The organism is Dolichospermum sp. UHCC 0406 (genome assembly GCF_009712025.1).
GTDB lineage: Bacteria > Cyanobacteriota > Cyanobacteriia > Cyanobacteriales > Nostocaceae > Dolichospermum > Dolichospermum lemmermannii.
On the sequence record NZ_VILA01000006.1, the window covers coordinates 1 to 22,125 of the forward strand.

Genomic DNA, 22,125 nt, shown 5'->3' on the forward strand with positions numbered 1-22,125 from the left:
CCTACTTAGGGTTCGACCTCCCTTAGACCTCCAATCCGTTTTTATTCGTTCCCTCGGTTGATTGATTGTTCCGTTAGATGTAGCCAATTCAACCACTGGATTCCCTGGACTCTTGCCGATATTGGGACGGATATGCGGCGGGAATTAGCTCCAGTAAAGTCGGGTTTTTGAGTTGTGTCCCGCTTTGGATTAGGTCGCTTTTTTAGGCTCGGTTTCATCATAGGAACTCCCCGTTAGCGCCAAGTGTCACCTCACAACAGGTGTCTGATTGCGCCCTGTTCCCAGCTTTGACCTCCCGAAACCGAGTCGGGTCATCATGGGCAGATAGGGAGTCATACCTGAGTCTGGCAGATGGGGCTTTCACCCATATCAGACCGAGAGTTCAACCTTTTTCCATGATTGGATTGGGTTGGTTAGCTTATGTACGGACTGATTACCGTGATTCAGCTAACAACGAATCGCACCATCTCTATCCATCACACAGCCACACTGACAAACGTGTGTCCTCGTAGATAGAGTTTTCTTAACAACTTCACCACAGCTAGAGCATTCAAGGCTTGTATATTGTGGATTTACTGCCACCGTGACTCTCTTAAATACTTTGCCAAAATATTCAAGCCAGACACGAAACTGATACCAAGATGCGTCGTTTATTGACTTAGCTAAACAATGATTTCTCACCATGTTTTTAATTCTCAAATCTTCATAGGCTATCAAGTCGTTAGACTGAACTACGCACCGTGCTAATTTAATAGCATGGTCTTTACGTTTCCTACTTATTTTGAGGTGGCGTTTTCCTAAAACCTGTCTAGCTTTGCCCCGATTTTTTGAACCTTTGACTTTTCTGGAAACACGGCGTTGTGAACGTTTAAGAACCTTTTGGCCAATACGCAGAAATTTCGGATTCTCAACCATCACCCCATGAGAATCAGTGTAGTATTCTTTCAAACCTACATCTAAACCAATTGTATTTCCCGATGGTTCTATATTTTCTTGACGGTTGACATCAATACAAAATTGACAATAATAACCATCAGCCCGTTTTACCAATCTTACCCGTTTTATTTGGTTAATTTGGTAGAAATGGAGGTCACGAGTCCCTTTAAGTTTTAACTGCCCAATGCCTTTTTTATCAGTGAAAGTGATGGATTTACGATTTAAAGCAAGCTTCCAACCACTTATTTTGTATTCAACAGAACGACAGTCTTTTTGGAATTGAGGATATCCCTTTAAACCAGGAATGCCTTTCTTGCAATTATTATAAAACCGAGTGATAGAAGCCCATGCTCGTTCAGCAGAAGATTGTCTAGCCATTGAATTGAGTTCATTAGCAAAAGGGAAATTAGCCGCCAGTACAGCACAATATTTCTGCAAGTCGTTTTTACCTGTACCTTGAACATCCATCCATAGCCGAATGCAGCTATTACGAATGAACTGTGCAGTCCGAATCGCGTCATCTATTGCTTTTATTTGCGCTGACTTTCCATAAGCTTTAAACTCAAAAACTAGCATTCTTTCACCTCATGTCTTATACTACTATAGTTGGTTGAAGATGGCTAAATGTATTGCGCCTGGCAACATCTTGACGGTGGTTAAAACCACCTGAGTCGCTTTTCATCCCCTGTCTAAAGCACATAAGGCATTGCTACGCAATGCTTACTCAGGGGCTTTCAAACTTCCCAGTCTTTCTGGTAAATAAATTTCTCCCCTGCTCCCTGCCTATTTACTCGCTTCTACCCATTGAATAACCTGATGAGCTATGTGAGTCCCGTCGAGACGGTCAATTTCCCGGATACCTGTGGGACTTGTGACATTAACTTCTGTTAGGTAGCCACCAATTACGTCAATACCAACAAAAATTAAGCCATCTTGCCGGAGTTTTGCGGCTAAATGGCTACAAATTTCCTGTTCTCTTGGGGTAATGGTGGTTTGAGCCACTGTTCCACCAGTGGCCATATTATTACGAAAATCACTACTACTAGAAAGACGATTTAGCGCACCTATGGGTTCACCATTGAGTAAGATAATCCGTTTATCTCCCTCCTTGGCTTGGGGTAAATAATTTTGTACCATAACTGGAACTTGACCTTGGAGCGTGCTAAGTTCGACAATGGAGTTAAAATTGCGATCGCCTGATTGTAAGAATAAAATGCCTTCCCCAGCTTTATTCCCCAAGGGTTTGAGAATTGTTGCTTCTTTAGCTGCGACAAATTGGCGAATAACTTGCTTGTCAGCGCTGACAATTGTTTCGGGAATACATTCGCTAAACTGAAGAGCATACATTTTCTCATTAGCGCTACGAATCCCAGCCGGATCATTTATTACCAAAGTTTTATTTTGGTCAACATAATCGAGAATATAGGTAGCATAGAGATAAGCATCATTAACAGGTGGATCTGTCCGCATAAATACGGCATCCATTGTTTCTAAAGCAGTAAAGGCGCTAGGACTTAATTTAAACCAAGAATTAACTGCTAACCAACGTCGTTCTACTAACTCCACGGGAACGAGTTCTACCTGCTGCAAGGAAGCCCAGGCTTTGCCATCAATAACACTCAGCAAATTTGCCTGAGTTATCCAAATTTCATGTCCTAGAATTTGCGCTGCTTCCATCAAAGCAACACTGGTATCATGACATGGATCAAGCCGATGGATAGGATCAATAATAAAAGCTAGTTTCATCCTTTATACCTCTTTCATCTACGAATTTTAATATTAAAGAATCTTAAAGATCCCCGACTTCTGAAATGAACTTAGTCATCTTCGAGCAAAATTTAGCAAAGAAGTCGGGGATCTGATCCACAATATTTTAAGAAACTAGCATCTGATCTAATTTACCTTGACGGTCTAAAGTATGGATATCGTCACAACCACCAATGTGAATATCATTAATAAAAATTTGTGGTAAGGAGCGTTTTCCATTAGCTCTTTGGGACATTTTATCTCTGGCTATTTCGTCTCCATCAAGATTATATTCGATAAAATCAACACTTTTACTTTTCAGTAGACTTTTAGCACGAACACAAAACGGACAAGTAGTCCAAATGTAAATTTCTACTTTTGCAGCCATAATATTTTCAAAGAAATGCAATACTTCTTAATTTTAAACTCAAGTTTAGTGGTAATGGGTAATAGTTTTTTAAATTACCAATTACCAATTACCAATTACCAATTACCAATTACCAATTACCAATTACCAATTACCAATTACCTATTCCCACTCAATAGTTCCAGGTGGCTTAGAGGTAATATCATAAACCACACGGTTTACACCTTTTACTTCATTGACAATGCGGGTAGAAATTGCTTCTAATATATCGTAAGGAATTCGCGCCCAGTCTGCGGTCATGCCATCTTCGCTAGTGACAATTCTTAAAACAATAGGATAGGCATAGGTGCGTTTATCACCCATCACCCCAACGCTACGAACTGGTAACAGAACCGCAAAAGCTTGCCAAACCTCATTATATAAACCACGTTGGTTAATTTCTTGACGAACAATTAAATCAGCGTCTCGCAAAATATTCAAGCGTTCGGAGGTGACTTCACCTAAAATACGAATTGCTAAACCAGGGCCGGGAAAAGGTTGACGTTGGACAATTTCTTCTGGTAAACCAATGGAACGCCCAACTTTGCGAACTTCATCTTTAAATAGTTTTCGCAGTGGTTCTACCAGTTTAAATCTCAAGTCTTTTGGTAAACCACCCACATTGTGATGACTTTTAATTTTCACTGCTACCCGTTCACCACTTTTTGGATCAACGTTGGTATCAGCAGATTCAATCACGTCTGGATAAAGTGTCCCTTGAGCTAAGTAGTCAAAATGCCCAAGATCCCTTGATGTCTCCTCAAAAACACTGATAAATTCATGTCCAATGCGGCGACGCTTTTCTTCGGGATCAGTTACTCCAGCAATAGCTGAGATAAATCGTTCGCGGGCATTAACATATTCTACAGGAATATGAAATTGTTCTTTAAATAACTTTACTAATCTTTCGGGTTCTAGTTTTCGCATGAAACCCTGATCAATAAATACACAGGTTAGCTGCTCACCAATGGCTTTATACAGAAGAAAAGCTAGAGTTGAAGAGTCTACACCGCCAGACAATGCTAATAATACCCGTTTGTCTCCTACCTTGGCGCGAATTTCCTGAATTGATTCTTCGACAAAAGCGGCTGTTGTCCAAGTTGGTTCACAGTCACAGATATGGTAAACAAAGTTGCGAATTAAGGCTATACCACCCTGAGAATGGACGACTTCGGGGTGAAATTGCACACCATAGAGTTTTTTGTCATGGTGAGCGATCGCTGCACAAGGAGTATTATCAGTATGTGCCAGTAACTCAAAGCCAGGAGGCATATTTGTGACTGAATCTCCATGACTCATCCACATGGTTGCACCCTCTTCGACATTAGTTAATAAGTCTGTGGGGTCATCTATGTATAGAGATGCTTTACCATATTCACCCCGTTCGGCTTGGATAACTTCCCCACCCAGTTGATTAACCATGAGTTGCATACCATAGCAAACACCGAGAACGGGTATTCCCAATTTCCAAATTTCTGGGTCACAATGGGGAGCGTAGTCGCTATATACGGAATTTGGTCCACCGGAAAGGATGATACCTTTGGGGTTGATTTCGCGTAACTGTTCGGCTGTGGTGCGATAGGAAATAACTTCTGAATATACTTGAGTTTCGCGGATACGACGCGCAATTAATTCAGAATATTGAGAGCCAAAGTCTAAAATTACAATTATTTGACCTTTAAGTTTCCCCAAATTTTCTGGTGTTTGAGGTATTTTTTCGGTTGGTAGAGTCACCGCTGTATTCATGCTATGGAGGGTGTGTTGTTAAGGATAAGAAGTCTGGACTGTGATTTTTATGATTTTTGTGATTAATGGTGATAACAGATTAATGAATCATCTAAACAAATTAATTATACAAATCATAGTTAAAAATATTTATTTGTGGTACTTACGATAATTCCTATTAATTTAGCACAATTTTTCCAGTAATATCCAACCAGTTTTACTTTTTACGAGAATTTGGCGATCGCGGTCAAAAAGTACAGAACCACAAGCTATCATGGTTTTACCTTGTTCATTATGGCTATTCATATATTCTTGAGTACGGGTATCAATGCTTTCTGCAATGGAGCTATAAACCTGATTTACCCAATTACTACCACTATTACTATCGAGAATTCTCAGATGTTTTAATGCTGCTTCTGCTGTAGGACTCTGAAAAATGGTTTGAATATCGGAAGACTCTAATCCTAGCATAGCAGAATGGGCAGTTAAAATTTCCCGGCGACCATCAGCTAAATGATGATGAGTGTGAAAGATTCCCCCCGCTAGTTTCATCAATTTACCGTGATAACCAAATAATAAAATTTCTTTTACACCTAAAACATCAGCAGCGACTAACATGGGTCCCAACCAATTCGCAGTTTTTACCATTTGTGCGGGGTTGATACCGAGTTTTTGGGCTAAATCTAGGCCATTTTCCCCAATACAAAAGACCAAAGTGGGAAATTGACTGGCTTTTTCGGCTAAATCAGCACGAAAAGCTGTTAATTGATCTGGTGTACTTAAAGGTTGAGAAATCCCTGTTGTTCCTAATAAAGACAGTCCTTCCACTACTCCAAACGCCGAATTAGAAGTACGGACCGCAAGCGATCGCCCTTCTGGTAAAATAATTGTTACCTTGATTTTTTCCGTCGGTTTTAATAATCGCTGTAAATTTTCCTGGAATAACTTTTGGGCATAACCATAAATTGCGGCTTTCCCCTCACCATTGAGTTGCTTCCCAATCCCCTCTCCACCCTGAATAATTACCGCTTCTCCATCTCCCTCGTACCATGCCACCATCGCCCAAATCGGTGTATTCTTTGTTAAATCTAGGTTATCACCTGGATCACTGCGAGTCATAGCCAAAGCCTGATTTTCTGATATTCCTGCGACTTGTTCAATGGGTATTTCGGCAATTTCAGCAGGTGTAATCAAATCTACAGAAGTCACAGTCAGGGGTTGATGATAGCGTAACCAATGCAAAGCCGCAACAGCAGCAGCACAAGCAAAAACGGGCAAAGTGTATCCAGAACGCGACATATTAACAATTTAAAATTAACAATTCAAAATTCAAAAAATCTTACCCACTCTTCATCTAAATTCCCATTTTTGATAATAAAACCTGCATATCTTCCCAAGAAATATCTTGTTGAAGATAACGGGGTGAATCAGGATTATAGGGACTTGCTATTCTGTCAATTGCGATAATTGTAGCTTTATCTGGTAACACTGGGACATCTGGATCATAAGCTGTTGGGCGCATCAAAGAACTAGAAAAGCCTTTAAACACAGCAATTTGATCAGGTTCATCATCAATTTTGACAGTGACGATGAGAACTTCTTGGGATTTTTTGACTGTATATTGTTCCAGTCTTTTACCAACAGAGTTATTCATTAATTCAGCGGTCGGAACTACGATTTTTGTGATGAATTTGATTTGGATGATTTATTGATCAGGAAAACAAGTCGGAACTATGATTTGTGTGATGAATTTTATTTAGATAATTAATCCGAATAATCACAGTTCAGAATTTTTTCTAACTTTTCAATTGCTTAATGTGTAGCGGAACGTCCATGTTTACCGAGTTTAACCGCGACAAAATAACTTAAATAAATTACGTAAATTGCTAAAGTCACTATCCCCAAAAACCCTAGAAAAGCAGGTTTGCTATTGTGGTGAAAATAGTCTTTAAAGATTAATGGTGCTTCTAACCAGACACTACAGTAAGGAGTTTTAATCGCAGTTCCTGAAAAAGCACAACCTAGGAAGGGTAAAAGGGCTATTGCCCCTAAACTACAATAAACTGTTGTCGCCCAACGCCAAGAAGTAAAACTTAATTTTAATGGACTATGGGGATAATAGTCAATTTCATCATTGATATCTACCCAAAACCATAGCGCAATTGGGATCAGAATCCGCGCCATTAAAGCAGAGATGAAACTAACTCCAAAGCTACCAATCATTAAGTACATACTAACAATTAATAAACTAGCCACTCGCCAGTAAATCATTAATAAGCGTTGCATTCCTTCAGCTTTTTGCACAAATGCCCAAATTGAAAGAATTAAAGGAATAATCAGCGTAAATAATAACGCTAGTCTATAATCCATCCAAACATAAGGGCGAAACCATACTTGTGTCATAAAGTCAATAACAAAAATAGAAAATTTGTGAATAGATATTTGATAGCGTTAGCTATTCTAGAAAAATTCAGTTTGGGGACTTTTCTCAAAAGCGAAAAACGGGGAGTTTATTCCCCGTCTAGTTCAAATCCATTAATTAATGGAGGTTTAAACCATTGATATTCCAGTAAATTGTTACTTAATGAAAAAAGCACAACTGCTGATTCTAATCTTCGTACAGACGGCACTCATCTGCTTCTGGGTTAGCATCACAATATTGCTCTAAAGCGTTTTTAGGCTTGATTTGACGCTGGTGAGAAGCTTCCGCTTGCAATTCTTCTACAGCATCCCAAGCAGCAGCACATTCAGCGGAGTTGCTACCTGAGATATCACATACAGTGCGGGCTTGTTCAAGTTCTTCTTGGATTTTTTCTTGAATGTCGCCAGTAGCTTGTGTTTGGGTGTTAGTCATGATTATTTCTCCTTATGTTTTGTTTATACTAGTATAGAAAAAATTTGAAAATTGTAGTTTTCTGTTTCTGAGATCACTAGTTTTACACTTTTGGTGATAATTCCAGTGGCTAATATCTTGCAAATAGGCTTTTGGCTCATTCAGCGAAATATGTCCAGAGTATTATCCCATGAATATCATAAGCTGTTATACTTATAACTTACCAGATTTTCATTTTGAATACAGACTTTGAATATCGCTTATAAGCCTCTGATAGTTTAGCGTAAACTAATATATTCGCTTATAAGCTTAAAGTTTTATTGATATGAATTTAATTATAAGAGACTAGGCTGAAAACCCTTGAAGTTGAGTTTTGGAGCGTGGTGGTCAGTGAGCAGTTCGGCAAGCTCACTGTAACACTTGTCGAACTGCGGAAAAACTCAACTGTCCTTTAGGCAAGGGATGAAAGCCAGATAGAGGCTTCAGCCTCCACTGAAAGTTTTTCCTGTTGACAAGATTATGATTCGTGAGTTAGCATAGCTTCGTGGTGTTTAGGTCGAAACCATGATAATTTATGAGTTCAAAGTCAAAGGAAAAGATAGGCAATATCGCGCAATAGATGAGGCTATTCGTGCATCTCAGTTCATCCAAAATAAATGTTTAAGATATTGGATGGATAACAAAGGTGCGACGAAATATGATCTCAATAAATATTGCGCGATTTTGGCATCTGAATTTCCTTTTGCGGATGAACTTAATTCAATGGCAAGACAATCTGCTGCGGAACGTTCTTGGAGTGCAATAGCTCGGTTTTACGATAATTGCAAAAAGAAAGTTAAGGGTAAGAAGGGATTTCCAAAATTCAAAAAGAATTGCCGTTCAGTTGAGTACAAAGTTACCGGCTGGAAGCTATCCGAAACTAGAAAAGCAATTACTTTCTCTGACAAGAAAGGTATAGGTACTTTGAAATTAAAAGGTACTTATGATCTTAATTTCTATGACATCAAACAAATTAAACGAGTTCGTCTAGTTCGTCGGGCTGATGGATACTATGCTCAATTTGCAATTGATGTCAAAATTAGAATTGAATCTCAACCCACGAATCAAATCGTTGGCTTAGATGTGGGCTTAAAATATTTCATTGCTGATTCAAAAGGTAATGTAGAGCCTGCCCCACAATTTTACAGAAAATCAGAGAAACAGTTAAGTCGAGCTAATCGCAAAAAATCCAAGAAGTTCAGTAGAGATAAAAAGAAAGCTAAACAACCACAATCCAAGAACTATATAAAAGCTAAAAATAGGTATGCCCGTAAACATCTAAGAGTAAGTAGGCAGCGAAAAGAATATTGCAAGAGATTAGCATATTCCGTGATCCAATCTAACGATTTGGTAGCTTATGAAGACTTAAATATTAAAGGCATGGTAAGAAACCGACATTTAGCTAAATCAATTTCTGATGCTGGCTGGGCGACTTTTCGACAATGGCTAGAATATTTTGGACTCAAATATGGGAAAGTAACAGTTGCTGTTCCTCCCCATAATACTTCTCAAAATTGCTCTAATTGTGGTCAAAAAGTCAAAAAATCTCTATCAACTAGAACTCACAATTGTCATCATTGTGGGTTCGTAGAAGATAGAGATATTAACGCCAGTATCAACATCCTAAGATTAGGATTAACTACGGTAGGGATACGGTCAGCTACGCTACAGGAGATTTGCCCTCTTGGGCGATTGGTGAGGCAGCGCGGTCTTGGGGGTTTCCCCCATGAGCGACTGCCGAACCCGTAAGGGTGCAAACCTGTCGTCTAACGGCGAGTCTGTGAATGTAGAATCCCCGCGTCTTTAGACCGGGGAGTGTCAATTCATGTATACGTTTATTGTCGGTGTAGTAATTTTTAATTAAGCTTAGAGATTAAAATTTAATTTCCCAGATATCATTTTATAATTTATCTAAAGTTGATCTCATCCTCACGAGGTTATTATGACAGCTATCACCGTCAACTTAAACCCTATTATCCAATTAAGTGATCAGCAATTTTATCAACTCTGTCGAGAAAATCCTGAAGTCAAATTTGAACGCAATGCCAAAGGAGAAATATTGATTATGTCACCAACAGGAGGAGGAACAGGAAAACGTAATGTGGAAATTGCCGCAGATTTTGTGTTTTGGAATCGTAAATATAAACTAGGGGTTTGTTTCGACTCTTCCACCTGTTTTAAACTTCCCAATGGTGCAAATCGTTCTCCTGATGTTGCTTGGATTAAAAAAGAAAGATGGGATACACTCACACCAGCAGAACAAGAAAAGTTTTCCCCAATTGCCCCAGATTTTGTTTTAGAATTAATGTCACCTAGTGATAGTTTGCAGGAAACGCGAGCAAAAATGCAGGAATATATCAATAATGGAGTTAAATTAGGTTGGTTAATTAATCGAAAAATGCGCCAAGTGGAAATTTATCGTCTTGGTAAACCAGTAGAGATATTAGAATTTCCCCAAGAATTATTAGGTGAAGATATTTTGCCAGAATTTATTTTAAATATGGAAATCATTTGGGGATAGGTTGTTGAAATTCAACAACCGGATCATCTTGGTAAGTCATGGTAATATAATGCTATTATTTACCTGTACTCACAATTCCTGACCATTGCACCTTTTTCTCCCGTTCTCGACGATAAGAAAAGAAATGTTCTGGAGTTTGGAAAGTACAATAGGGAGCGATCGCAATTTGTTCTAAACTAATTCCTAATTGTTCCAATTGCAAAGCATTCACCCGCCGCACATCTAAACAGACCTTTCCCGGTTCTGGATCTTTGATTAAAGGTGAATTCGCTAAATTATGTAAAGCAGCAACTATTTTTTCTGGTTCATAATGTGGTAGAATGGTACTGCCAATTTCCGCAGCTACTTCCACAGAAACTTGGTAAACTTCCCCAGCAATAGCCGGACCCATAGCTACGCGCAAATCTGCTAAATTGCTACCGTGAGATTGCATTCTGGTAATAGCTTCAGGAACAATTTTCGCCGCTGTTCCCCGCCAACCAGCGTGTAAAGCCGCCACCTGTCCAGTTTTCACATCTCCAATCAAAACAGGTGTACAATCAGCAGAAGCCACCCAGACAGCTTGTAACGGTTGCTGACTAATTAAACCATCTGCCAACGCCAAATCATCATCACTGGCATTGACATGATCATCAACCTCCTGGGGAGTTAAAACAGTATTGCCATGCACCTGTTTTAAACGATAAGCTAAAGCCTCTGGTTGTAGTGCCTGAGTTAGTTCATGAGGTAAACGAGGCCAAAACCGTTGGGTAAAGAAACCATGAGACCAGGGTTCTAGAAGATTACAAGTCAGGTAAGGTAGACCTTCCCAATTGTGCCAATGCCAAGTGTGCATCTTTAACCAAACCTCAATAGAAAATTAATTACTTTCAATCAATGCTAACTTGAACAACTGCCAAAAAAGATTTAAAACAATGGTGAACTGTGGTGGAATTTAATCGGCAACTTTTGGTAGATAGCTTAAAAGCAGAATATAAGCATCAAGATTTACCATTCTCTCTACATATTTTTAACACTTTATCTTCCACAAATCAAACCCTGTGGCAACTAATCAACCAAGGAGAAAAACCAGGTTGTGTAGTTATTGCCACCCAGCAAACCGCCGGCAGGGGGCAATGGGGTCGTCAATGGCAATCTTCTACTGGTGGTCTATATCTTTCAATGGCATTAACACCCAACATGGAAGCTACCAGCAGTTATCAACTCACCTTGGCCAGCGCGTGGGGAATTACAGCGCAATTACGAAAATGTGGTATACCCGTCGGCATAAAATGGCCAAATGATTTAGTATTAGATGGTCGCAAATTAGGAGGCATTTTAACGGAAACCAAAGTCAATCAAGGACATATCACTCAAGCTGTGATTGGTGTTGGCATTAATTGGGCAAATCAAGTTCCAGAAACGGGAATTAATCTGCAATTATGGCAAAATTCCCAAAATTATCAGATGATTCATCACCTGGAAATGCTTACCTCACAAGTCTTACTAGGAATTAAGTCCGGTATCGAGTGTCTACAGGTAGAAGGAATAAACATCCTCTTATCTCGCTATCTTGATCTACTCACAAATATGGGTGATCAGGTTTATGTCAATAATCTTTTAGGTACAGTAGTTGGAGTAACTCCACAGGGTAATCTCCGGTTAAAAATGACAACTTATGATCCAAAAGCAGCCGTAACACCAGAAATTTTTTGCCAACCAGGTACAATCAGTTTGGGTTATCGTCAAGCTTCTGTTTAATGATTAAATTTGTTAAAAATGTCACTTCATAGGATAGTATATCCAGCATGGAATGATATCATTTCTTTAGACTTATTACACACAACACAAGAGAAAAAATGACGCAGCACCATAAATCTGCCCATAAAAATTTTTACTACGGTGGCACGAGTAAACGTTTTGCTTCTAGACTACCAGCACAAAGCCTCTGTTTGTTAAGTAGCTTTAGTCTTCTTGGTAGCGGATTTGTAACTGCTCAAACTGAAACTGCATCAATAGACAATATTGTTCCCACGATTGAGAATTCCCAACCAGCAGTAGTTACAAATCCAGTTCAGAAAGAAACTATTGTTCCTGAAACAGCCAAGCCACAGCCGGATTTTTCTGACCGACAAGCTAGGCTGAAAAAGAAGCTAAATAGCAAAAGTGTTGCTGAATCTACAGAAGTTGTCAGAGATGCTAAACCCAAAGGTGAAAATACTCAACCTACAGCCAGTGTGAGAATTTCCCAGCCCAAAGGTGAAAATACTCAACCTACAGCTAGTGTGAGGATTTCCCAGCCCAAAGGTGAAAATACTCAACCTACAGCCAGTGTGAGAATTTCCCAGCCCAAAGGTGAAAATACTCAACCTACAGCCAGTGTTAGTGAACCTGACCCATTGGTTAAAAAACTCCCAGAAGTCGCTCAAACAACCAATAATTCGCAAAATACTGTCAAGGATACAGAAAGTAGTCTCAAGGATTATAACAACGCTTATATTGATCCCACTGACTACAAAAATGCAACCACAGATAACTATGAACCGCCCAGTTCTGTAGTCGTCACAGAACGTTCTAGTGGTTGTAGTGCAAATGTAGTTCCAGGGCAAAGTGCTTGTGCTAAAACTACCCAAACTCCTGCCGTGGCTAAGTCTAAAGATTCATCACCGACTTGGCTGAAAAAAAGTGAAACTGCTAAATTACCAATCGTGTCCCCAGTGAGGACAGCCATAACTGCAACCCGCAATCAACGTGAGAATGTTGGTGAAGCTGTTGCTACTAGTGTGAGCAAAATTAGTCAACCTCAAAATAATTGGCGGATTTCCAGAACTAACACCAGCAGTCATACAAAGGCTGCCTATCATGCCAATAGCTTTATCCCCAGTCCTAGGGAATTTAGCACGACAAAGGTGAGTTCTATCCCTATTGCTCCCCAAGTAGGTAGTTTACCAGCACCGATGATTGAGGGTAATCTTGCTCCTCGTCCCAGTCTGGTGTCCTATGATTTTTCACTGGCATCTGTATTACCTCAAGTTCCTTATACTAATACCCTGGCTTATCGTGGTGGTGGTGGTTCGGGAATTGTCTTCCCTCTGTCTATGGCTGCACCAATTACGTCTTTATTTGGCTGGCGTGTTCATCCTATCACGGGCGATCGCCGTTTTCACGCTGGTACAGATTTAGGTGCGCCCACGGGAACACCAATTTTAGCAGCGGCTAAAGGTCAAGTAGAATCAGCTAACTGGTTAGGTGGTTATGGTTTGGCTGTAACAATCAATCACAGTTCGGCTCAACAAAGTCTTTACGGGCATATGTCAGAAATCTTTGTTCAACCTGGTCAATGGGTAGAGCCTGGAACTGTCATTGGTCGAGTTGGTAGCACTGGTAACTCTACAGGACCTCACCTGCACTTTGAAATCCGTCACCTTACCCAAAATGGATGGGTTGCTGTTGACCCAGGTGTGCAATTAGAAGGTGGCCTTAGCCAGTTGGCACAAGGCACACAAGGCACGAAAACAGCCCAAGCTCGGTAATTTGGCGGAGTGGTCAGTGGTCAGTGGTCAGGGAGGAGGGGAGAAATTTCTTCCTTCTTCCTTCTTCCTCCTGATAGCGAAGCGTGGCGTTAGCCATACTTCTGATAGCGAAGCGTGGCGTTAGCCATACTCCTGACTCCTGACTCCTGACTCCTGACTCCTGACTCCTCTTCTCCTTACAAATATCCGTTTTCTGCTAAGAATGCAGTTGTAATTTCCGCTTGTTGATGGTGATTATTGCCAGGGGTGAGGAATTTTTCCACGTATTTACCCAGGATATCTCCTTCTAGATTTACCCAACTACCCGCTACTAAATAACTCAGATTGGTTTCGCTGTATGTTAGCGGGATGACGGCAACTGTAAATTGAGATGATTCTGATTTATATTTAGCTACGGTGAGGCTGATACCATTGACAGCAATGCTACCTTTAGGAACTATATAACGAGCGATCGCTTCTGGGGCGACAAAGGTCATTTCCCAGGAACTAGCAGTTTGTTCAGATGTAATTAACTGACCAATTCCATCTACATGACCCATAACAAAATGACCGCCAACTTTACCACCCACCCGTAGTGATGCTTCTAGATTGACGTATCTTTGTTGAATTTCTTCTTTGCCTAATGTTGTGCGTCCTAGGGTTTCCGGTGAAGCGGTGGCAATAAATCCATCTTTTAAGATTTCTTCAACTGTCAAACACACGCCATCTACCGCCACACTATCACCATAGGCCAAGTCATGAATGATCATCTCTGGCTGACTAAGATAATTAATCTGCCACGAATCTCCTGTTAAGGGTTTTATGGTTCCTAAACCTTGAATTAATCCTGTAAACACAGCTTTTGGGAAACTAATTTTATTTATTGCTTAATTTTGGCGGAAATCAACTAATAATTCTCGGAAAAAATGTAAAGCCCGTAAGTTTATTTTTTTCCTGGTTTTGGTAAATGAATATTAACATATTAACATCAATCCCCAGGCATACTTGAATTAGGAGCTAAAAGAAAGATGAAGGATAAAATATGAAGGATCAATAAATGAGTTATTAACAAGGTGTGAAATTAGTTTATTTATACCTGATTTCTATGACACCACAGTAAGAGTCAACTAACCATTAAAAATTCCTAAAAAGCTGGTTTGATTTGCTTTTTTAATTTTTAATTTTTAATTCTTAAATTCGGAAAAAAGTGGATTATTTGTTACATATTTCCAAGCGATTAAAGAACTTTAGAGGCTGAACCAATGATAGAAATGAAAGTCGCTGGTATAGCATTAGATGCGATCACTCGCAGCCCGATTGTGCTTCTGAAGGATGGTTCAGATCGTCGCGCTTTGCCCATTTACATCGGTCAGGAACAAGCAAGAGCAATTATGGGGGCAATGGAAAATCAAAAGCCCCCCCGACCTTTAACCCATGACCTAATCGTGAATATGCTGGAAACATGGAATATGACTTTAGATAAAGTTATTATTCATACCTTACAAAAAGATACCTTTTATGCTGCGTTAATTCTTCAGCAAGGGGATGTCAAAAAAGAAATTGATGTTCGTCCCAGTGATGCGATCGCTATTGCACTCCGCACAAATACTCCCATTTGGGTCATGGAAGAAGTAGTGGCTAATGCTTCTATTCCTGTAGATCGTGATGCTGATGAAGCTGAACAGGAAGCTTTCCGCGAATTTATTTCTAATCTCCGTCCAGAGGATTTAATCAAGCGGTTTGGGAATGGTGACTAGTACCGCAAAGCGGAAGTCAAAAGTCAAAGGTCAAAGGTCAAAAGTAATATTGAGCAAGCTTTTTGACGATTGAGGATGGTTGGTTTATTTACGTCCTGCGGTACTAGACTAAGGTTAGGAGTCAGGAGGAATCTTGACTCAACTTGATTCAGAATTTTGTTGGGTTTCCCTGGGTCAACCCAACCTACATTTTTTTAACAACACGGGGTTAAGTACCATAAAAACACAAATTATAAAATATTCCCTCAGATAGATTTTTTAATCATAATTATTTTCTATCATGACTTGGGTTTTTGTGCTGATGGTGAAATTAAAAATTTCTCCAACACGAAGTAATATTAGAAACATCCTCTAATATTGCGGTCAACTTATTGACAATTTATGGTAGTGGTGATGGGGATTCTGTGGGCAAGTTTTCGACAGTGGTTAATGCGGGTAATAACTAATGATGGTTATGGTGGTGTGATAGCTGTGTGTTTGTTATTGCCAGCACTAACTGTCCTTTTTGTGGTGGGTTGGTTAATACTTAATGGTGAATTAGCGAAGTTATATAATTATGCTTTTGCTATTTCCCTTCTTGAGTTTGTTGTAATTATAGTTTTTATTATTTTAATTTGGCAAAGTGCGATAGCAATTGATCGCCTCAGTTATAAAAATCGTCGTGCTGAAGAGGCATTGAAAATTAAGGATGAGAATCTGCAAACTTTTGTCAATGCTAACATTATTGGTATTATTTCTGGTGATATTTATGGTGGCATCCACCAGGCAAACGACGAATTTTTGAGAATTACTGGTTATACAAGGGAAGATTTACTCGCTGGTAATTTAGGTTGGAGGCATCTGACAGCACCGGAATTTTTATATTTAGATGAACAAGCGATCGCTGAATCTCATTCTAGTGCAGATGGTGGTTGTACACCATATCAAAAGGAATATATTCGCAAAGATGGTAGTCGTATTCCTGTGTTAGTTGGTTTTGCCCTCAAGGGGGAAAAACGGGAGAGGTCAACAGCTTTTATCCTGGATTTAAGTGAACGGGAAGCCACACTCAAGGAACTCCGGAAAAGTAAGGAGGATGTATCGGGGCATTTTTGGATATTACGGAGCGGAAACAAGCAGAAAAAGATCGCACTAATTTGATCACTTCTTTGCAAACACAAACTGAGCAGTTACAGAAAGCTAACCAGATGAAGGATGAGTTTCTGGCAGTTTTGTCCCATGAATTGCGATCGCCTCTCAATGCTATAGTCGGTTGGTCTCATTTGCTCAGAACTCGCAAATTTACAGAAGATCAGGTAGCCCAAGGACTAGAAACCATTGAACGCAATGCGAAAATCCAAAATCAGTTAATTGATGATTTGTTGGATATATCCCGCATCATTAGAGGTAAGTTAACCTTTAATCCTCGAAGTTGCAATTTAGTTCCTATTATTAATTCAGCTATGGAAACTGTCTCCCTTGCAGCCCAAGCAAAGGAAATTAATTTGCACTTTGATCCCCATGATGGAGAATTGCCAGATTCAACCTCTGCTGTGATGGTATCCGGTGATAGCGATCGCTTGCAACAGGTGATCTGGAATTTGTTAACCAATGCCATCAAGTTTACACCCCAAGGCGGTAACGTCGAAATTAGGCTGAATAAAGTGGCTATTAGCACCGCAAATTTGTCAAATGATCATGATCAACCCAGAAAATATGCTCAAATTCAAGTAATTGACAATGGAATTGGCATTACTGCTGAGTTTCTCCCCCATGTCTTTGATCGTTTTCGTCAAGCTGATAGTTCCAGCACTAGATCCTATGGTGGACTCGGATTAGGATTATCACTTGTGCGCCATTTAACAGAAATGCATGGTGGTACTGTTCATGTAGAAAGTTTAGGGGGTAGAAACAGCTTGATAATTTCTACCCATAACTAGCCTTATGTTACTGTTTGTCCAAGTCTTCAATAAGTTGATCAACAAAATCCCTCAACCGTTGTTGCTGTGTCAGGGACGGTTTTAATTTTTTCCCTGACTCCAGGTAAAACCTTAAATTGCAAGGGTGATTTATCGTAGGCTACTTGATTTTGTGGTTTAAATTTAATCCGAGGCATTGCCAAATCCTAATATATCTGATATACTAGACATCATAGCCCAACATTGAAGGTCGAATCAATGCTTTTATCATTCAAAACCGCGTTAATTCCAAATAACGGACAGGTTACAGCTTTTCGTAAAGCATCTGGAGTCGCTAGACACGCTTACAACTGGGCAAATGCTCAAATCATAGATATTTTAGCTACTCGCAAAGAAGGCGAAAAACTTAAATTACCATCAGCGATTGACTTGCATAAAAAGTTAGTCGCCGAGGTTAAATCTGAACACGCTTGGTATTACGAAGTTAACAAAAATATCCCACAAAAGGCGTTAACTGACTTACGCCAAGCATGGGATAGGTGTTTTTCCAAAACATCGAAACAACCCCGATTCAAGAAAAAAGGACAGCACGATTCTTTTTATTTAGAATCAGGGACTAAGGCGAAACCGTTAATTAAAAACGATGGGAAAAGAATTAAATTACCGTCAATCGGTTGGGTACGATTAGCCATACCTTTACCAATTACCGCAACTCATAACTGTGTAATTTCCCGACAAGCTGATAGATGGTTTATTTCTGTCAAGTACGAGATTGAAAAACCTCCCATACTTGCAGATAGACCGACCATCGGCGTTGACGTAGGAATAAAGGAGTTAGCAGTTTGCAGTAATGGTGAAATATTCGAGAATCCTAAAGCCTACCGCCATAAGAGTAAACGCATGAAACGTTTACAGCGTAGTGTGAGCAGGAAAATTAAAGGCTCTAATAACCGTAAAAAAGCTGTGAGAAAATTAGCTAAATTACACGCCAAAGTTTCTAATATTCGCCAGGATTCTATTCACAAATTAACCTACTATCTAGCTAAAAACCACAGCATAATTAAGATAGAAGATTTGCACGTTAAGGCATTTTTGAAGAACCACAAATTAGCAGGTGCAATTGCAGATTGTGGGATGTATGAATTTAAAATGCAATTAGAGTACAAAACTGAGAAATTCGGGAGTGAACTAATCCTTGTGGATAGGTTCTTTCCTAGTTCCCAAATATGCTCTAACTGCGGTAATCATCGTCATAAAATGCCATTAAAAACCCATACTAAACGGCCTAAAAGTATTAGTTGTAGATGACGAAGTTGATAGCCGTGAATTTATTGCTACAGTTCTACAAGAATGCCAAGCGGAAGTTACAGCAGTATCATCAGCCCAAGAAGCTTTGGAAATGCTTACCCTGTGGACACCGGATGTTTTGATTAGTGATATTGGGATGCCAGGGGAAAATGGTTATTCATTAATTCGTAAAGTGCGATCGCTGTCCCCTGACAAAGGCGGAAATATTCCCGCAGCCGCATTGACAGCTTATGCTAGGGTAGAGGACAGGATGCAAGCCATACAAGCAGGATTTCAATTACATTTGCCCAAACCCATTGAACCAGTGGAATTAGCTACAGTTGTCGCCAGTCTGGTTAGACGCAATCTTCTGCATCCTGATTCATAGCCATAAACCTGGAATTTTGTGTTTAACTGCACCAGATCGAGATATAATTCATTGTCAATCAATAAAATCTCAAAACCTATTTTTTTGCATTCCATAAAAAAAATTTTCAGAACAGGCACTACTTTTGATTAAATCCGTCAAATATAGCAGATTACAGATTAATTAGGTACAGAATCTAAATTCAAAGCCATACAGCAAGTCAGTTTTACTCCTGACTCGGTGACTCGGTGACTCGGTGACTCCTGACTCATACTATATCATTGCCATAATTTCAAATTAAAATGAAATTCAATTTCTATTCATTTGGTTTTCAGAAAATACTGAAAAAGTCATTTCTGCCCTTGTTTTTAATTTCCTTACTCATAGTTTTATGGGGAAACACCTTTACACCTGTAACAGCCCAAACATCACGGCAAGAAATTCGTGGTGTATGGATGACAAATAATGATCTTGATATTCTTAAAGATAGGACTAAAGTTCAGGAAGCAGTCACACAACTCCAAAAACTCAATTTTAACACTATCTATCCCGTAGTTTGGAATTCTGGTTATGTCATGTATCCTAGTGAAGTAGCCAAGCGGTTAGAAATCCAACCGTTTGTCTTTCAAGGTTTAGATGGACATGATATTCTTGCCGATTTAATTAATAAATCTCATCGGCAAAATTTACTGGTAATTCCTTGGTTTGAATTTGGGTTTATGACTCCTCCCAGTTCAGAATTAGCAATGAATAAACCAGAATGGTTAACACAAAAAAAAGATGGTAATCAAACATCTATTAGTGCCGGCGGTGAGGTTTCATGGTTAAATCCGTTTCATCCAGAAGTACAACAGTTTATTAGCGATTTGCTTGTAGAACTTACTAACAAGTATGATCTTGATGGTATCCAATTTGATGATCATACCAGTTTACCTTCTGAATTTGGTTACGATAAATATACGGTTGCCTTATATCAAGAAGAAACTAAAAAAATGCCACCCAGTGATCCTCAAAACCCAGAATGGGTAAATTGGCGGGCAAATAAAATTACAGAATTCATGGTGAGACTTAATCAAACAGTCAAACAAATCAAACCGAAAATGATTTTTTCTGTTTCTCCTAATTACTATAATCATGCCTATAAATTTCAACTCCAAGATTGGTTGAACTGGGTACGATTAGACATAGTAGATGAGTTAATTGTGCAAGTTTATAAGGAAAATTTAGATCATTTTATTGGCAAGCTTTCCCGTCCAGAAATGGAAGAAGTAAAACAAAAAATTCCTGCGGGAATCGGTGTTATGGCAGGTTTAAGAACTAAACCCGTATCAATTCAACAGATTCAATCTCAAGTTCGTGCCGCCCAACAACGGGGACTGGGTGTAGCTTTTTTCTATTATGAAAGTCTTTGGAATACTGCACCAGAAGCATCAAGAGAACGTTTGGCTGGATTTAAAAGTTTATTTCCATATCCGGCATTACGAACGGCAGTGGAGTCTGGGGAAGGGGAAATAAATCTAACTGTGACTGACAAAATACCATTTTAGTGTGTGAGAGGGTGTTTGAAAAGTTATGGTTGATGTATCAAATATTTTTTACCCCACCCTAACCCTCCCCTTGTAAAGGGGAGGGAACTGGATTTTTATTGTTTCCCCCCAAAGCATAGGGGGGACTAAGGGGGGTAGCAATGTGATGAAAATTACGGAATACCACTTTTCAAACATCCTCTGAAGGCAAAAACCAGAAATTAGCGGTAAATTGAAATTTAGGAATTAGTTTGTAAATAATCAATTGCGGCTGCTAATTTGTGAGGATAACTTTCAGCAAATCTTTCAAACCATAATCCTTCTGATGATAATGGATCTAATTTAGCTAACCATTGTTTAGCAGTTTTTTCTAAAGCTGCTTTTTGTTTAGCTTGAAGTTTTTCTTGATGAATTTTCTCCTGTGTTAATTCTTCTTGTTTTTGCAGTGCGACCGCCGCATCTTTTGCCAAAATATCAGCTTGTACATCTGCTAATAAGTTATTTACAAATACATCAGATTTAGTATCAGGTAAATGGACAAATTGAATGGTTTGTAAATTATTCTGTGGTTCTGTGGGTTTGGATTGGATATATGCAGTTTTATTTTCAGCCAAATCAGCTTGTACTTCTGATAACAATTTATCTATGAATACATCTGATTTGATTGTGGGTGAAACCGATTTAACTGGGGTTAAATTATTTTCTGGTGCTGTGGTTTTTGGTTCTGTATATTCAGTTTTGAGTTCAGCTAATAGCTTGTCAATGGAATCCATATTTGTAATTCCTAAAAAATATAAGATCCCCGACTTCTTTTTTTATCAAATTATGAATTGATGTGAAAATTGGGGGATCATTTTTAATTTTTAATTCACGACGGTAATAGTACCGCAAGGCGGAAGTCAAAAGTCAAAAGCAATATTCAGCAAGCTTTTTTAATTTTTAATTGTTAATTTTTAATTCCGCCTTGCGGTGCTAGTCATTAATGGCATTGAGGAGAACTTCTGATAAACTCATATCTTCCATATCATCCATTGTGATAGTGTCGCAAATATCAAACTTAGCACCTGCACTTTGCAATTCATCATCCAAGATTTTCAAAAAGCGGGTAGCTTGAGCATCATTACCGACTTGAATAAAGGAAATAGCTAATTCTTCATCTCTATCCAGACGACGAGAAACTTCAATAATTACCTTCATGACGGCTTTGCGATCATCTGGTTCACCGTCAGTAACTACTAAAATTGTTTCCCCATTGGGTTGACTTTTACTAGAGGCTTTACGTTGTAGATAATCATCAGTAGCGTGTTTCAAAACACCCGCTAAATCTGTTGTTCCTGAAGGATCATTTTCTTGAAAAATTTGTGTTACTTTAGCAGATGTGACATTTTCATAACGTTTAAATTTCCCAGAAAATAAGTAAATAGTAATGCCATCTGGATCAAGTTGTTCACATTTACTTGCTAATGCAAAAGTAGATTCTTGTGCTGTTGCCCATCTAGTTCTACCACCTTTTTGATCTGGGGTAGCCATGCTACCGCTTTTATCAATAATTAAGGTGTAATCACGGTTTTCTAGCATGACTAAACTCTCCAG

The 22,125-nt window shown here is 39.2% G+C and carries 22 protein-coding genes and 1 pseudogene; 10 read left to right on the plus strand and 13 right to left on the minus strand.

The window, feature by feature from the left end; all coding sequences use genetic code 11:
* Nucleotides 1–447: 447 nt before the first annotated feature.
* The 8 genes from FJR09_RS06045 to FJR09_RS06085 all read right to left on the minus strand — a co-directional run bounded on the left by FJR09_RS06045 (nt 448) and on the right by FJR09_RS06085 (nt 7,667).
* On the minus strand, nt 448–1,512 hold the full coding sequence (locus FJR09_RS06045; RefSeq protein ID WP_168654039.1) for an RNA-guided endonuclease TnpB family protein: 1,065 nt from the start codon (nt 1,510–1,512) through the stop codon (nt 448–450).
* Between the two features lie 207 nt (nt 1,513–1,719).
* Nucleotides 1,720–2,682, minus strand: a complete 963-nt coding sequence (gene gshB, locus FJR09_RS06050; RefSeq protein ID WP_015081471.1) for a glutathione synthase — start codon at nt 2,680–2,682, stop codon at nt 1,720–1,722.
* A 127-nt stretch (nt 2,683–2,809) separates the two neighbouring features.
* A complete protein-coding gene (grxC, locus tag FJR09_RS06055) occupies nt 2,810–3,070 on the minus strand; it encodes a glutaredoxin 3 (protein WP_015081470.1) in 261 nt (86 codons plus the stop codon).
* A gap of 141 nt (nt 3,071–3,211) precedes the next feature.
* The gene (guaA, locus tag FJR09_RS06065; protein ID WP_015081469.1) at nt 3,212–4,834 is read right to left on the minus strand and encodes a glutamine-hydrolyzing GMP synthase; all 1,623 of its coding nucleotides are present in this window, start codon (nt 4,832–4,834) and stop codon (nt 3,212–3,214) included.
* 162 nt (nt 4,835–4,996) lie between these two features.
* Complete coding sequence (gene cbiD / locus FJR09_RS06070) at nt 4,997–6,112, minus strand: cobalt-precorrin-5B (C(1))-methyltransferase CbiD (protein ID WP_015081468.1); 1,116 nt, start codon at nt 6,110–6,112, stop codon at nt 4,997–4,999.
* Nucleotides 6,113–6,167: 55 nt separating this feature from the next.
* On the minus strand, nt 6,168–6,467 hold the full coding sequence (locus FJR09_RS06075) for a hypothetical protein (protein ID WP_015081467.1): 300 nt from the start codon (nt 6,465–6,467) through the stop codon (nt 6,168–6,170).
* Nucleotides 6,468–6,625: 158 nt separating this feature from the next.
* Nucleotides 6,626–7,216 (minus strand): DUF3177 family protein, encoded by a 591-nt coding sequence (locus FJR09_RS06080; RefSeq protein WP_015081466.1) that lies wholly within the window; start codon nt 7,214–7,216, stop codon nt 6,626–6,628.
* A gap of 205 nt (nt 7,217–7,421) precedes the next feature.
* The gene (locus FJR09_RS06085) at nt 7,422–7,667 is read right to left on the minus strand and encodes a Calvin cycle protein CP12 (RefSeq protein ID WP_015081465.1); all 246 of its coding nucleotides are present in this window, start codon (nt 7,665–7,667) and stop codon (nt 7,422–7,424) included.
* 543 nt (nt 7,668–8,210) lie between these two features.
* On the opposite strand from FJR09_RS06085, the gene FJR09_RS06090 reads away from it, so the two are divergent.
* Nucleotides 8,211–9,434: an RNA-guided endonuclease TnpB family protein gene (locus tag FJR09_RS06090; protein ID WP_168654040.1), complete on the plus strand. Its 1,224-nt coding sequence runs from the start codon at nt 8,211–8,213 to the stop codon at nt 9,432–9,434.
* 193 nt (nt 9,435–9,627) lie between these two features.
* A complete protein-coding gene (locus FJR09_RS06095) occupies nt 9,628–10,206 on the plus strand; it encodes a Uma2 family endonuclease (RefSeq protein ID WP_015081463.1) in 579 nt (192 codons plus the stop codon).
* A gap of 55 nt (nt 10,207–10,261) precedes the next feature.
* Here FJR09_RS06095 and pgeF read toward each other — a convergent pair whose 3' ends face one another.
* Nucleotides 10,262–11,041 (minus strand): peptidoglycan editing factor PgeF, encoded by a 780-nt coding sequence (gene pgeF / locus FJR09_RS06100; protein ID WP_015081462.1) that lies wholly within the window; start codon nt 11,039–11,041, stop codon nt 10,262–10,264.
* A 92-nt stretch (nt 11,042–11,133) separates the two neighbouring features.
* Here pgeF and FJR09_RS06105 point away from each other — a divergent pair, with 92 nt between their 5' ends.
* Both FJR09_RS06105 and FJR09_RS06110 read left to right on the plus strand, forming a co-directional pair.
* Complete coding sequence (locus FJR09_RS06105; protein ID WP_041458139.1) at nt 11,134–11,946, plus strand: biotin--[acetyl-CoA-carboxylase] ligase; 813 nt, start codon at nt 11,134–11,136, stop codon at nt 11,944–11,946.
* 98 nt (nt 11,947–12,044) lie between these two features.
* A complete protein-coding gene (locus FJR09_RS06110) occupies nt 12,045–13,718 on the plus strand; it encodes a peptidoglycan DD-metalloendopeptidase family protein (RefSeq protein WP_015081460.1) in 1,674 nt (557 codons plus the stop codon).
* Between the two features lie 176 nt (nt 13,719–13,894).
* Here FJR09_RS06110 and FJR09_RS06115 read toward each other — a convergent pair whose 3' ends face one another.
* Nucleotides 13,895–14,554 (minus strand): riboflavin synthase, encoded by a 660-nt coding sequence (locus FJR09_RS06115; protein WP_148765225.1) that lies wholly within the window; start codon nt 14,552–14,554, stop codon nt 13,895–13,897.
* Between the two features lie 405 nt (nt 14,555–14,959).
* Here FJR09_RS06115 and FJR09_RS06120 point away from each other — a divergent pair, with 405 nt between their 5' ends.
* The 3 genes from FJR09_RS06120 (at nt 14,960) to FJR09_RS25020 (ending at nt 17,373) form a co-directional block, all read left to right on the plus strand.
* Nucleotides 14,960–15,454, plus strand: coding sequence for a bifunctional nuclease family protein (locus FJR09_RS06120; protein WP_015081458.1), 495 nt, complete (start codon nt 14,960–14,962; stop codon nt 15,452–15,454).
* A gap of 381 nt (nt 15,455–15,835) precedes the next feature.
* The gene (locus FJR09_RS25015) at nt 15,836–16,594 is read left to right on the plus strand and encodes a PAS domain S-box protein (protein WP_235081901.1); all 759 of its coding nucleotides are present in this window, start codon (nt 15,836–15,838) and stop codon (nt 16,592–16,594) included.
* Complete coding sequence (locus FJR09_RS25020; RefSeq protein ID WP_051155221.1) at nt 16,546–17,373, plus strand: sensor histidine kinase KdpD; 828 nt, start codon at nt 16,546–16,548, stop codon at nt 17,371–17,373. Before FJR09_RS25015 ends, FJR09_RS25020 begins: the two co-directional genes overlap by 49 nt.
* A 38-nt stretch (nt 17,374–17,411) precedes the next feature.
* Here the strand turns inward: FJR09_RS25020 and FJR09_RS06130 are convergent, their stop codons facing one another.
* Nucleotides 17,412–17,549 (minus strand): hypothetical protein, encoded by a 138-nt coding sequence (locus FJR09_RS06130; RefSeq protein ID WP_162471200.1) that lies wholly within the window; start codon nt 17,547–17,549, stop codon nt 17,412–17,414.
* Between the two features lie 61 nt (nt 17,550–17,610).
* Between FJR09_RS06130 and FJR09_RS06135 the strand changes: the two genes are divergently transcribed.
* The 3 genes and pseudogenes from FJR09_RS06135 to FJR09_RS06145 all read left to right on the plus strand — a co-directional run bounded on the left by FJR09_RS06135 (nt 17,611) and on the right by FJR09_RS06145 (nt 20,553).
* Nucleotides 17,611–18,660 (plus strand): transposase, encoded by a 1,050-nt coding sequence (locus FJR09_RS06135; protein ID WP_254433045.1) that lies wholly within the window; start codon nt 17,611–17,613, stop codon nt 18,658–18,660.
* Nucleotides 18,623–19,027: pseudogene (locus tag FJR09_RS06140) on the plus strand (response regulator); the annotation flags it as partial. The gene FJR09_RS06135 and the pseudogene FJR09_RS06140, both read left to right, overlap by 38 nt.
* 281 nt (nt 19,028–19,308) lie before the next feature.
* Nucleotides 19,309–20,553 carry a glycoside hydrolase family 10 protein gene (locus FJR09_RS06145; protein ID WP_168652825.1) on the plus strand — a complete coding sequence of 415 codons (1,245 nt, stop codon included), beginning with the start codon at nt 19,309–19,311 and terminating at the stop codon, nt 20,551–20,553.
* A gap of 218 nt (nt 20,554–20,771) precedes the next feature.
* On the opposite strand, the gene FJR09_RS06150 is transcribed toward FJR09_RS06145, so the two are convergent.
* Together FJR09_RS06150 and FJR09_RS06155 are read right to left on the minus strand one after the other, a co-directional pair.
* Nucleotides 20,772–21,305 carry a salt stress protein, Slr1339 family gene (locus tag FJR09_RS06150; protein WP_371416421.1) on the minus strand — a complete coding sequence of 178 codons (534 nt, stop codon included), beginning with the start codon at nt 21,303–21,305 and terminating at the stop codon, nt 20,772–20,774.
* A 199-nt stretch (nt 21,306–21,504) separates the two neighbouring features.
* Nucleotides 21,505–22,110 carry a VWA domain-containing protein gene (locus tag FJR09_RS06155; RefSeq protein ID WP_148765217.1) on the minus strand — a complete coding sequence of 202 codons (606 nt, stop codon included), beginning with the start codon at nt 22,108–22,110 and terminating at the stop codon, nt 21,505–21,507.
* Nucleotides 22,111–22,125 lie beyond the last annotated feature (15 nt).

Coding starts and splice junctions, on each gene's coding strand:
- FJR09_RS06045 (WP_168654039.1), bottom strand. CDS start 1,512: ATGCTAGTTTTTGAGTTTAAAGCTTATGGAAAGTCAGCGCAAATAAAA.
- gshB (WP_015081471.1), bottom strand. CDS start 2,682: ATGAAACTAGCTTTTATTATTGATCCTATCCATCGGCTTGATCCATGT.
- grxC (WP_015081470.1), bottom strand. CDS start 3,070: ATGGCTGCAAAAGTAGAAATTTACATTTGGACTACTTGTCCGTTTTGT.
- guaA (WP_015081469.1), bottom strand. CDS start 4,834: ATGAATACAGCGGTGACTCTACCAACCGAAAAAATACCTCAAACACCA.
- cbiD (WP_015081468.1), bottom strand. CDS start 6,112: ATGTCGCGTTCTGGATACACTTTGCCCGTTTTTGCTTGTGCTGCTGCT.
- FJR09_RS06075 (WP_015081467.1), bottom strand. CDS start 6,467: ATGAATAACTCTGTTGGTAAAAGACTGGAACAATATACAGTCAAAAAA.
- FJR09_RS06080 (WP_015081466.1), bottom strand. CDS start 7,216: ATGACACAAGTATGGTTTCGCCCTTATGTTTGGATGGATTATAGACTA.
- FJR09_RS06085 (WP_015081465.1), bottom strand. CDS start 7,667: ATGACTAACACCCAAACACAAGCTACTGGCGACATTCAAGAAAAAATC.
- FJR09_RS06090 (WP_168654040.1), top strand. CDS start 8,211: ATGATAATTTATGAGTTCAAAGTCAAAGGAAAAGATAGGCAATATCGC.
- FJR09_RS06095 (WP_015081463.1), top strand. CDS start 9,628: ATGACAGCTATCACCGTCAACTTAAACCCTATTATCCAATTAAGTGAT.
- pgeF (WP_015081462.1), bottom strand. CDS start 11,041: ATGCACACTTGGCATTGGCACAATTGGGAAGGTCTACCTTACCTGACT.
- FJR09_RS06110 (WP_015081460.1), top strand. CDS start 12,045: ATGACGCAGCACCATAAATCTGCCCATAAAAATTTTTACTACGGTGGC.
- FJR09_RS06120 (WP_015081458.1), top strand. CDS start 14,960: ATGATAGAAATGAAAGTCGCTGGTATAGCATTAGATGCGATCACTCGC.
- FJR09_RS25015 (WP_235081901.1), top strand. CDS start 15,836: ATGGTAGTGGTGATGGGGATTCTGTGGGCAAGTTTTCGACAGTGGTTA.
- FJR09_RS06130 (WP_162471200.1), bottom strand. CDS start 17,549: ATGCCTCGGATTAAATTTAAACCACAAAATCAAGTAGCCTACGATAAA.
- FJR09_RS06135 (WP_254433045.1), top strand. CDS start 17,611: ATGCTTTTATCATTCAAAACCGCGTTAATTCCAAATAACGGACAGGTT.
- FJR09_RS06145 (WP_168652825.1), top strand. CDS start 19,309: ATGAAATTCAATTTCTATTCATTTGGTTTTCAGAAAATACTGAAAAAG.
- FJR09_RS06150 (WP_371416421.1), bottom strand. CDS start 21,305: ATGGATTCCATTGACAAGCTATTAGCTGAACTCAAAACTGAATATACA.
- FJR09_RS06155 (WP_148765217.1), bottom strand. CDS start 22,110: ATGCTAGAAAACCGTGATTACACCTTAATTATTGATAAAAGCGGTAGC.